The organism is Streptomyces sp. SID13726, assembly GCF_010548375.1.
In the GTDB taxonomy this organism is placed as follows: Bacteria; Actinomycetota; Actinomycetes; order Streptomycetales; family Streptomycetaceae; genus Streptomyces.
Window position 1 is genome coordinate 97,866 of the sequence record NZ_JAAGLY010000003.1, and the last position, 12,544, is coordinate 110,409.

At 74.6% G+C, this 12,544-nt stretch carries 1 protein-coding gene (running past one end of the window); it reads right to left on the bottom strand.

The window, feature by feature from the left end:
* Positions 1–12,544, bottom strand: partial view of a type I polyketide synthase gene (locus G3I78_RS08260; protein ID WP_164422147.1) — the end only. It continues 23,423 nt past the right edge of the window; the window shows 12,544 of its 35,967 coding nt (coding positions 23,424–35,967); its start codon lies off the right edge, out of view — the gene reads right to left on this strand; it ends in the stop codon at positions 1–3.

A 12,544-nucleotide genomic window follows, 5' to 3' on the forward strand; every position in this document is an offset into this window, starting at 1 on the left:
CTACGAGAGGCCGAACTCTTCGTCGATCAGGTGGAACAGGTCGTCGTCGCTGGCGGTCTCGATGGCCCGGTCGTCGGTGTCGGCCGCCGCGCTCTCCTGGCCGCGCAGGTCGCGCCAGCGGGACACCAGCGCCTCCAGGCGGGCGGTGACGGTGTCGTCGGCGGCGGATTCCCGGCCGAGGCCGGCGAGCGCGGCTTCCAGGGCGACGATCTCCTTCAGTACGGGGGCGGTGGGGTCGTCGTAGCCGTCGTCCTCGCCGGTCAGGCCGAGCGCGGTGCGCAGGTACGCGGCGAGCGCGACCGGTGTCGGATGGTCGAAGACGAGCGTGGCGGGCAGCCTGGTCCCGGCCGCGGCGGCCAGCCGGTTGCGCAGTTCGACGGCGGTCAGCGAGTCGAGGCCCAGGTCCTTGAAGGGCCGTTCGGGCTTGATCTCGTCGCCGGAGTCGTGTCCGAGGACCCGGGCGATGTGCTCGCGCACCAGGTCCAGCAGGTCCCGGTCGCGGTCGGCGGGGGCCAGTTCGGCGAGCCGCTCGGCGAGCGGGCGTTCGCCGTTGCCCGGCTCGTCGTGCCGGGCGGCCCGGCGCACCGGGGTGCGGACCAGGCCCCGCAGCAGCGGGGACAGCGTGCCGGCGGCCGCCTGGGCGTGCAGTGCGGCCGGGTCGAACGGCACCGGGACCAGCAGCGGTTCCGGCCTGCTGCGGGCGGTGTCGAACAGGGCCAGGCCCTCGTCGATGGCGAGGGTGAGGGTGCCGCCGCGGGCGACCCGGTCGCGGTCGGCGCGGCTGAGGCCGCCGGTCATGTCGCTGTCCTGTGCCCACAGGCCCCAGGCGAGCGAGGTGCCGGGCAGGCCGAGGGCTCGGCGGTACGCGGCCAGGCCGTCCAGGAAGGCGTTGGCGGCGGCGTAGTTGGCCTGTCCTGCGGCACCGAAGGTCGAGGCGGCCGAGGAGTACAGGACGAAGGAGGCGAGGTCCAGGTGCGCGGTGAGCTCGTGGAGGTGCCAGGCGGCGTCCGCCTTGGGCCGCAGCACGGCCGCGAGCCGGTCGCCGGTCAGGGAGCCGAGGACACCGTCGTCGAGGACACCGGCGGCGTGCACGACGGCGGTCAGCGGATGCCCGGCGGGTACGGCCGCGAGTGCCGCCGCGAGCTGGTCGCGGTCGGCGGTGTCGCAGGCGGTGACCGTCACCTCGGCGCCGAGTGCGGTGAGTTCGGTGCGCAGGTCGCTCATGCCGGGTGCGTCCGGGCCCCGGCGGCTGAGCAGCAGCAGCCTGCGGACGCCGTGTTCGGTGACGAGGTGCCGGGCGAGCAGCCCGCCGAGGGTGCCGCCGGCGCCGGTGATGAGCACCGTGCCGTCCGGGTCGGGAGCGGTGGGCAGGGTGAGGACGACCTTGCCGATGTGCCGGGCCTGGCTGATGTGCCGGAAGGCGTCGTGGGCCTGGCGGATGTCCCAGGTGCGCAGCGGCAGCGGACTGAGGCTGCCCTTGCGGAACAGGGTGAGCAGCTTGGTCAGTTGTTCGCGGTGGCGCTTGGGGCCGGCGTCCCGGAGGTCGAACGCCCGGTAGACGACGCCGGGGTGGTCCTGGGCGACGGTCTCGGGCTGCCGGATGTCGCTCTTGCCCATCTCCAGGAACCGTCCGCCGCGCGGCAGCAGGGTCAGGGAGGCGTCGACGAACTCGCGGGCCAGCGAGTTGAGGACGACGTCCATGCCGCGTCCGCCGCTGGTGGCGAGGAACTTGGCGGCGAAGCCGGTGTCGCGGGAGGAGGCGATGTGGTCGTCGTCCAGGCCGAGTTCCCGCAGCCGGTCCCACTTGGCCGGGCTCGCGGTGGCGTACACCTCGGCGCCCAGGTGGCGGGCGAGCTGGATGGCCGCCATGCCGACGCCGCCGGTTCCGGCGTGGACGAGGATCGCCTCGCCGGGCCGGAGCGCGGCCAGGTCGGTCAGTCCGTACAGGGCGGTGAGGAACACGATCGGCACCGAGGCCGCCTGGGCGTGGGTCCAGGCGTCGGGGACGGGGGCCAGCTGGCGGTGGTCGGCGACGGTGAGCGGTCCGAAGCCGCCCGCGACGACGCCGAACACCCGGTCGCCGGGGGCGAACCGGCGCACGCCTGGCCCGGTGGCCACGACCACGCCGGAGGCCTCGCCGCCCAGCGGGGTGGGCGGGCCGCTGGGCAGCCCCAGCGCCATGAGCACATCGCGGAAGTTGACACCCGCGGCGCGTACGGCGACGAGCACCTCACCGCGTCCCAGTGGGGCGTCGCCGTCCTCGACGGGCCGCAGGGCGAGGGACTCCAGGGTGTGGTCCGCGGCTGCGGTGAGCCGCCAGGCGGTGGTGTCCTCGGGTACGGCGAGGAGGTCACCGGACGTGGCGCGGGCGAGGCGGGGGGCGAGCAGTTCGCCTCCGCGCAGGGCGAGTTGGGGTTCGTCACCGTGCAGGGCGGCGAGCAGCGGCCCGATGTCGGCGGGCCTGGCCGGGTCGAGGTCGATCAGCCGCAGGCGCAGCGGGTTCTCCGACTGGGCGGAGCGGACCAGGCCCCACAGGGCGGCGGCAGTCGGGTCGGGAGCGGTGTCCCGCGGGCCGGTGGCGAGTGCCCCTGAGGTGAGCAGGACGAGCGTGGTGTCGGCGGTCCTGTCGTCGGACAGCCACTGCTGGAGGGTGTCCAGCAGTTCGCGCCCCGCCGTGTGGGCCCGGGTCGCGGGATCGGCCCCGGCCGGGCCGGTGGCCGGCTGGAGGACGACGATCCCGGCCGGGAGTGTGCCGTCGGCGCACAGGGCGTCCCGGTCGGTGTGGCAGGTGATGGCCGTGTCCGTGTCGGCCAGCAGGTCGGCGAGTCCGAGCGGGTCGGCGCCGAGCAGGCCGACGGCCGTGCCCGCCGGTGCCGTCTCGGCCGTCACGGGCGTCTCGATCGTCACGGGCGTCACGGCCGTCACGGGCGTCCACTCCGTGCGGTACAGCGAGCGGGCGGTGTCGTCCGGGCCGGACGCGGCGGTCAGGAGTTCGGGCGCGATCGGGCGCAGGATCAGTGACTCGGCGGTGGCGACGGGGGCGCCTGTGGTGTCGTACGCGTCGAGCGTGATGGTGTCCGGTCCGGCGGGGGTGAGCCGGACGCGCAGGGCGGTGGCGCCGGTCGCGAGCAGGGTCATGCCGGTCCAGGCGAAGGGAAGCAGGGCGCGGGGCCCGCCGGAGGGGTCGACGAGGCCGGTGCGCTCGTCGAGGCAGATGGTGTGCAGGGCCGCGTCGAGGAGCGCCGGGTGCAGTCCGTACGCGGTGGCCGCCTCGCGGTGCTCGTCGTCCAGGGCGACCTCGGCGAACACCTCCTGGCCGCGCCGCCAGACCGCTCGCAGTCCCTGGAACGACGGCCCGTAGCCGTAGCCCCGGCCGGCGAGTTCCTCGTAGAGGCCGGTGACGTCGACCGGTTCGGCCCCGGTGGGGGGCCAGGCGGTCTCGTCGAGGGCGGGCGGGGTGGCGGGCCTGGCGGGGGCCAGCGAGCCCGCGGCGTGCCGGGTCCACACGGTCCGGCCGTCCGGGTCGGTGGCGTCGGCGCGGGCGGAGTGCACCTCCAGGGTCCTGCGGCCGTCGGGGTCCGGGGCGCCGACGGAGATCTGGAGGCGTGCCGTGCCGCGGTCGGGCAGGACCAGCGGGGTCTGCAAGGTCAGTTCCTCGACGGTGCCGCAGTCCGCCCGGTGCCCGGCGTGGCCGGCCAGTTCGAGGAAGGCGGTGCCGGGCAGCAGCACCGAGCCCATGATCCGGTGGTCGGCGATCCAGGGGTGGCCGTCGGCGGTGAGGCGGGCGGTGAACAGGAGCCCTCCGTCGGGGAGTTCGACGGCGGCGCCGAGCATCGGGTGGTCCCCGGAGCCCAGTCCGGCCGCCGACATGTCGCCGCCGAGGACGACGGCGGACGGCCGCGGCCAGTAGCGCCTGCGCTGGAAGGCGTAGGTCGGCAGGTCGACGTGTCCGGCGGCTGCCGGGATCAGGGCCGTCCAGTCCGCCTCGGCGCCGTGCACGAAGGCCTGCGCGAGGGAGGCGAGGAACCGGTCGGGGCCGCCGTGGTCGCGGCGCAGGGTGCCGACGGCGACGGCTCCGGTGGTGACGGTGTCGAGGGTGTCCTGGACGGCGCCGATGAGCACCGGGTGCGGGCTGATCTCGACGAACACCTTGTGTCCGGCGTCGGCGAGACCTCGTACGGCGTCGTGCAGCAGCACCGGGTCACGCAGGTTGTCGTACCAGTAGGCGGCGTCGAGTTCCGTGCCGTCGATCCAGTCGCCGGTGTGCGTGGAGAGCATCGGTGTGTCGGCCGTGCTCGGCCGTACGGGGGCCAGCGCCGACAGGATGTCCTGGCGCAGCACCTCCACGCCGGCCGAGTGGGAGGCGTAGTCCACGGCGACCTTGCGGGCCTGGACGCCCTGCTCGGCGCAGTGGGCGAGGAAGTCCTCCAGGGCGCCGGTCTCGCCGGAGACGACGACGGACTCCGGTCCGTTGACGGCCGCGACACCCACGGCGGCGCCGAGGGCGTCCAGCAGTTCGCGTACGCGGGTCTCGGGAGCGGAGACGGAGGCCATGCCGCCGGTTCCGGCGAGCCGCAGGATCGCCCGGGCGCGCAGTGCGACGACACGGGCGCCGTCGTCGAGGGAGAGCGCGCCCGCCACGCAGGCGGCGGCGATCTCGCCCTGGGAGTGGCCCACCACGGCGGCCGGGCGGACGCCTGTCGCCCGCCACAGCGTGGCCAGCGCGACCATCACGGCCCACAGCACCGGCTGGACCACGTCCACCCGGGCCAGTTCGGCGCCGTCGCCGGTGAGGACGGCGGTCAGCGACCAGTCGACGTAAGGGGCCAGCGCCGCCTCGCACTCCGCGATCGACGCCGCGAACACCGGGCTGGAGACGAGCAGTTCGCGGGCCATCCCGGCCCACTGAGCGCCCTGACCGGGGAAGACGAACACCACTCCGGACCCGGTGGCACTGCCCGTCACACCCTGTGCGGGCTCGGCGCCCTCGGCCAACGCCCTTGTCACAGCGGTCAGTTCGGTGAGGTCACCGCCTAGGAGCACGGCACGCTCGGCGAACCGGGTCCGCCCTTCGGCGAGGGCGCGGGCCACGGCCCCCGGGCCGGTGTCGACGGCGGCGGTGAACTCGGTGAGCCTGGCGGCCTGTTCGAGGAGCGCCTCGCGGGTGCGGCCGGTGACGATCCACGGCAGCGGGGCGTGCCCGTCGGCGAACGGCGGCACGGAGTTCACCGCCGCGGGCCTGGCCGGGAGGTCGGGGGCCTGTTCGAGGATGGTGTGGGCGTTGGTGCCGCTGACGCCGAAGGACGACACCGCAGCGCGGCGCGGACGCTCCGTGCGCGGCCAGTCCCGTGCCTCGGTGAGCAGCTCCACGGCACCCGCCGTCCAGTCCACGTGCGGGGACGGCTCGTCGATGTGCAGGGTCCGCGGCAGCACCCCGTGCCGCATGGCCATCACCATCTTGATGACACCGGCGACACCGGCGGCGGCCTGCGTGTGACCGATGTTGGACTTCACCGAGCCGAGCAGCAGCGGCTGTTCGGCAGCACGGTCCCTGCCGTACGTGGCGAGCAGGGCCTGCGCCTCGATGGGGTCGCCCAGCGAGGTGCCGGTGCCGTGCGCCTCCACGGCGTCCACCTCGGCAGGGGACAGGTCGGCGTTGGCCAGCGCCTGCCGGATGACTCGCTGCTGCGAAGGGCCGTTGGGGGCGGTGAGGCCGTTGGACGCACCGTCCTGGTTGACCGCCGAACCGCGGACCACCGCCAGTACCTGGTGACCGTCGCGCAGGGCGTCGCTGAGCCGCTCCACGAGCAGCAGGCCGACGCCCTCGCCCCAGCCGGTGCCGTCGGCCGCGGCGGCGAAGGCCTTGCAGCGGCCGTCCGTCGCGAGCCCGCGCTGCCGGGAGAACTCCACGAAGGCACCGGGTGTCGACATGACGGTCACACCACCGGCCAGCGCCCGGTCGCACTCCCCCGCCCGCAGGGCCTGGGCGGCCAGGTGCAGGGCGACCAGCGAGGACGAGCAGGCGGTGTCGACCGTGACGGCCGGGCCCTCAAGTCCCAGCACGTACGACAGTCGGCCGGAGACGACACTGGCGGAGCTGCCGGTGCTGCCGTAGCCCTCGGCCAGTTCGGGCGAGCCCAGGAAAAGGCCCATGTAGTCCTGGCCGTTGGAGCCGACGAAGACGCCGGTGCGGGAGCCGCGCAGTCCGGTGGGGTCGAGCCCGGCGCGTTCCACGGCCTCCCACGCGGTCTCCAGCAGCAGTCGCTGCTGCGGGTCCATGGCGAGGGCCTCGCGCGGGGAGATCCCGAAGAAGTCGGCGTCGAAGAGGCCGGGTTCACTCAGGAAGCTGCCGGTACGGGCGTACGACGTGCCGCGCCGGTCGGGGTCCGGGTCGTACAGCGTCTCCAGGTCCCAGCCGCGGTCGGTCGGGAACTCGGTGACGGTGTCGCGACCGCCGAGCACCAGCTCCCACAGCTGTTCCGGCGTGCTGACACCGCCGGGGAAGCGGCAGGCCATGCCGACGATCGCGATGGGTTCGTCGTCCGCCGCGCGCACGGCGACCGGACGGCCGGCCGAGGCTCCGGTGGCGGCGCCGGATGCCACGCCGAGGAGTTCGGTGCCCAGGTGGGCGGCGAGGACGGTCGCGGTCGGGTAGTCGAAGACGAGGGTGGCGGGCAGGGCGAGGCCGGTGGCGGCGCCGAGCCGGTTGCGCAGTTCGACGGCGGTGAGCGAGTCGAAGCCCAGGTCCTTGAAGCTGCGCCCTGGTTCGACGGACTCGGGCGAGGCGTGGCCCAGCGCGACGGCCACCTGCGTCCGCACCAGGGTGAGCAGGGTGCGCTCGCGCTCGTCCGCGGTGAGGCCGGTCAGCTCGGCGCGCAGCGCGGTGGCCCGGTCGGCCTCGGCCGCGGCGGTGACGGCCAGCTGCTCCACGGCGGCACGGGCCTCCGGGATACGGCTGATCAGCCGGCTCGGCCGGGCGGAGACCTGGGCGGAGACCAGGCGTGCCCAGTCGATGTCGGCGACGGTGAGCACGGTGTCGCCGTGATCGAGCGCCCGGTGCAGGGCGGCGACGGCCGCCTCGGGCGCCATGCCGGACACCCCGCCACGCTCCCTGCGGGCGTCGGTCGCCGCGGGGCCGCTCGCCGCCATGCCGGCCCCGGCCCACGGGCCGAACGCGACGGCCGTGGCGGGCAGTCCGGCGGCCCTGCGGTGCTGGGCGAGGGCGTCGAGGCCGGCGTTGGCGGCGGCGTAGTTGCCCTGGCCCGCCGCGCCGAGGGTGCCCGCGATCGAGGAGAACAGCACGAACGCGGACAGGCCGAGGTCGCGGGTCAGCTCGTGCAGATGCCAGGCGGCCTCGGTCTTGGCCGCGCGGACCGTCTCCAGTCGCCGCGGTGTGAGGGCGTCGAGGACACCGTCGTCCAGCACACCGGCGGCGTGTACGACGGCGGTGAGCGGCCGGTCCGCCGGTATGCCGTCGAGCAGCGCGGCCAGCGCCGTGCGGTCCGCGGTGTCGCAGGCCACGACGACAGGCTCGGTGCCGTACGCGGTGAGTTCGGCGCACAGTTCCGCCGCGCCCGGGGCGGCCGGGCCGCTGCGGCTGGCCAGCATCACTCGGTCGGCGCCGTTCGCGGCCAGCCAGCGGGCGACGTGTCCGCCGAGAGCTCCGGTGCCGCCGGTGACGAGGACCGTGCCGGAGGGCTTCCAGGGTGCCGGGGCCTCGGCCGCGTCGATCGGCGCGCGCTCCAGGCGGGCGCCGTAGGCCGCCGAGGTGCGCAGAGCGACCTGGTCCTCCACTGCGTCACCGCCTGCGCCCTGGGCGAGCACGGCGCAGAGCCGGTCGAGGACCGTCTCGTCGGGCTCGGCGGGCAGGTCGACGAGGCCGCCCCAGCGTTCCGGGTGTTCGAGGGCCGCGACGCGGCCCAGGCCCCACAGTTCGGCCTGGCGCGGCCGGGCGGGCGCGGTCTCCGCACCGGCCGCCACCGCTCCTTCGGTGGCGCACCACAGCGGAGCGGTGACGCCGGCGTCGCCCAGCGCCTGGAGCAGGACGAGGGCAGCGGTGACCGTACCGCCACCCTCGCCCTCGGCCGCGTCGGCGCGTTGTGCCAGCACGCCGACGGGCAGTCCTTCCTCCGCAGTCCGGCGCAGCAGCTCGGCGAGGTCGCCCCGCTCGACACCGGGTGCGGTCTCGATGAGGCGTACGTCGGCCCCGTGGGCGGCCAGCGCGGCCGGCACGGCGTCCGGGGCGGAGGCTCCGGCCGGGGCGACGACCCACCAGGTGCCGCTGAGGGATGCGGAGGTGTTCAGGACGAGCGGCTGCCAGCGGACGCGGTAGCGCCAGTTGTCGGTGAGCTGCCGCTGCTTGCCGTCGCGCCGCCACGCGGTGAGCGCGGGAAGCACGTCCCCGAGCGCGGCGGTGCCGTCCAGGCGCAGGGTGGCCGCGACGGACTCCAGGTCCGCGCGTTCGACGGCCTCCCAGAACCGGGCGTCCACGGTGTCGGACTCAAGGATGGGGGCACCGAGCGGGCGTGCCTGCTCGGGCCAGTACCGCTCGCGCTGGAAGGCGTACGTCGGCAGCTCCACCCGGCGTGCGCCGGTCCCGGCGAACAGCGCCGCCCAGTCCACGGCCGTACCCCGTACGAAAGCCCCGGCGACAGCGGCCGCCAGCGACTCGGCCTCCGGCCGCCCCACCCGCAGCGAGGCCAGCCCGGACCCGACCGGCACCAGGGCGGACAGCACCGCGCCCGGCCCCACCTCGACGAAGGTCACCACCCGGTGGGCGGCCAGTGTCTCGATCCCGTCGGCGAAACGTACGGCCTCGCGGACATGGCGGACCCAGTACTCCGGCGAGCACAACTCCTCGGCGGTCGCCGTCTCACCGGTGAGGTTGGAGACGACGGGGATACGCGGGACGTCGTACGAAAGGCCCTCGACCACGGTGCGGAAGTCGTCCAGGATCGGGTCCATCAGCGGCGAGTGGAAGGCATGGCTGACGGTCAACCGCTTGACGCGCAGCCCCTGTTCACGCCACCGCGCCTCCAGCTCTCCTACGGCCTCGGCGTCCCCGGAGACGACCACCGACGACGGTCCGTTGACGGCGGCAACCGCGACGCGCTCGTCCAGCAGCGGCAGTACGTCGGACTCGGTCGACTCGACGGCGAGCATCGCGCCGCCCTCCGGCAGCGCGCCCATGAGTCGGCCGCGAGCCGCCACCAGCGTGCAGGCGTCCTCCAGTGACCACACCCCGGCCACATGCGCGGCAACGACCTCACCGATGGAATGACCGGCCACGAAGTCCGGGGTGACGCCCCACGACTCCAGCAGCCGGAACAACGCCACCTCAAGGGCGAACAGGGCGGGCTGGGTGTACTCGGTCCGGTCGATCAGACCTGGCTCGTCGGCGAACAGCACCTGCTTCAACGACCGCTCCAGCAGTCCGTCGAAGTGTGCGCAGACCTCGTCGAGGGCATCGGCGAAGACCGGGTGGGCGTCGTACAACTGGCGTCCCGCGCCGGGCCGTTGGCTGCCCTGTCCGGAGAAGAGGAACGCCGTGCGTCCCTCGACCTCTGTGCCGCGCACCACATCCGGTGCCTCACCGCCTTGCGCTACCGCTGCCAGACCGCGCTCCAGCGCGGCGCGGTCGGTGCCGATCACCACCGCCCGGTGATCGAACGTAGAGCGGCCGCGGGCGAGCGAGTACCCCACATCGACCGCAGTGGCCCCCGTATCCACCCCTATCCGTTCCGCGAGACGGGCGGCCTGGTCCCGGAGGGCCTGCGCTCCGCGCCCGGACACGATCCACGGCACCACACCGCTCGGCGTGATGGAGCCGGTGTCGTGGGTGTCCTCGGCGGAGGCGGCGGCCTGCTCGATGATCACGTGGGCGTTGGTGCCGCTGATACCGAACGCCGATACACCGGCCCGGCGCGGAGCCCCGCCCTCCGGCCACTGTTCGGTCTCGGTGAGCAGCCGGACCGCGCCCGTGGACCAGTCGACGTGGGAGGTGGGTTCGGACACGTGCAGGGTCTGCGGGAGCTGTCCGTGGCGCATGGCCATGACCATCTTGATCACACCGGCGACACCCGCGGCGGCCTGCGTGTGACCGATGTTGGACTTCACCGAGCCCAGCAGCAACGGGTGTTCACCGTCCCGCTCCTGACCGTAGGTCGCCAGCAGCGCCTGCGCCTCGATCGGGTCACCCAGCGCCGTACCCGTACCGTGCGCCTCCACCGCGTCCACCTCGGACGCCGACAGACCCGCACTCGCCAACGCCTGCCGAATCACCCGCTGTTGGGACGGACCATTGGGCGCGGTCAACCCGTTCGACGCACCGTCCTGGTTGACGGCCGAACCCCGTACCACGGCGAGGATCTCGTGGCCGTTGCGGCGGGCGTCGCTGAGCCGTTCGACGAGGAGCATGCCGACGCCCTCGCCCCAGCCGGTGCCGTCCGCGTCGGCGGAGAACGCCTTGCAGCGGCCGTCGACGGCCAGTCCGCGCTGCCGGGAGAACTCCACGAACGCACCCGGCGTCGACATCACCGTCACACCACCGGCCAGCGCCATGTCGCACTCGCCGGAGCGCAGGGCCTGCGCGGCCAGGTGGAGGGCCACGAGCGAGGAGGAGCAGGCGGTGTCGACGGTCAGGGTCGGGCCTTCGAGACCGAAGGTGTAGGCGAGCCGCCCGGAGACCACGCTGGCGGCGTTGCCGGTGCCGACGTGGCCCTCGCCGCTGGCTGCGCCGAGCAACAGGGCCGGATAGTCCTGGCCGTTGGTGCCGACGAACACACCGGTACGGCTGCCGCGCGCGGCGCGCGGGTCGACGCCGGCGCGCTCGAACGCCTCCCAGGTCGTCTCCAGCAGCAGTCGCTGCTGCGGGTCCATGGCCAGTGCCTCGCGCGGGGAGATCCCGAAGAAGCCCGCGTCGAAGCGGTCGGCGCCGGTGAGGAAGCCGCCGACCCGGACGTAGGAGGTGCCGGAGTGCTCGGGGTCGGGGTGGTAGAGGGCGTCGAGGTCCCAGCCACGGTCGTCGGGGAACGCGCCGAGCGCCTCACGGCCGTCGGCCAGCAGCAGCCACAGGTCCTCGGGGGAGGTGACACCCCCGGGGAAACGGCAGCCGATGCCGACGATCGCGACCGGCTCGTCCACCACCACGGCGGCCGGTGCGGAAGACCCCGTACGGACCGTCTCGGCCCCGGCTCCCCCCAGACGCTCGTACAGCCAGTCGGCCAGGACGAGCGGTGTCGGGTAGTCGTAGACGAGGGTGCTCGGCAGACCGAGCCCGGTGCGGGAACCGAGGCGGTTGCGCAGTTCCACGGCGGTCAACGAGTCCATACCGAGCTCGTTGAAGGGCCGTGCCTCGGGTACGTCCGACGCCGAGCTGTGCCCCAGGGCGAGTGCTGCCTGCTCACGGACCAGGTCCAGCAGCAGGGCGGTGCCTTCGGCGGCCGACAGCCCGGCGAGCCGCTCAGCGAGTGCGCCGCCTTCGGCCTCCGGACGCCGGTCCTGAGCATGGTGTACGGCGTCCAGGGCGCGGACGGCCGCCGGGATGCCGGTCAGCAGGGGCACCGGACGGGCGAGGGCCAGGCCGGGTGCGAAGCGGGCCCAGTCCACGTCGGCGACGACGGTCGCGGGGGCACCGCCGGACACGGCGAGCCGCAGTGCCTCGACGCCCGTCTCGGGAGTGAGCGGCGTGAGGCCGGAGCGGCGCAGGCGGACCCCGGTGGTGTCGTCCTCGGCCGCCATGCCGGCGCCTGCCCAGGGTCCCCAGGCCAGCGAGGTGGCGGGGAGTCCGAGGTCGTGGCGGTGGCGGGCGAGGGCGTCCAAGTAGGCGTTGGCGGCAGCGTAGTTGGCCTGCCCGGCACCGCCGACACTGCCGGAGAGGGAGGAGAACAGGACGAACGCCGACAGGTCGAGGTCGCGGGTCAGCTCGTGCAGATGCCAGGCACCGGCGGCCTTGGCCGCCATCACCTCCGCCAGGCGCTCGGGGGTGAGGGCGTCCAGGACGCCGTCGTCGAGGACACCGGCGGTGTGGATGACCGCGGTGAGGGGCCGTTCCGCCGGGATCCCGGCGATGACGTCGGCAAGGGCCGTCCGGTCTGTCACGTCACAGGCCGCGACGGTGACGTGAACTCCGTCCAGGTCCGCTGCCAGTTCGGCGGCACCGGGGGTGTCCATGCCTCGTCGGCCGAGCAGTACGAGCCCCTCCGCGCCGTTCTCGGCCAGCCAGCGGGCCACTCCGGCGCCGAGCCCTCCGAGACCGCCGGTGACCAGCACCGTGCCGGACGGCGTCCAGGGTGCCGATCCGGACCTGCTCAGCGGGGCGGGCCGCAGCCGCCGCACGAAGACGCCGGACGGCCGGACGGCGACCTGGTCCTCGGAACGCTGACCGAGCACCTGGGTGAGGCGGGCGGCGGCGCGGTCGTCCGGTGTCTCGGGCAGGTCGATCAGACCGCCCCAGCGCTCCGGGTGTTCGAGGGCCGCGACCCGGCCCAGCCCCCACACCGCGCTCTGGGCGGGGGCTGGCAGACGGTCGGCGCGGCCGACGGAG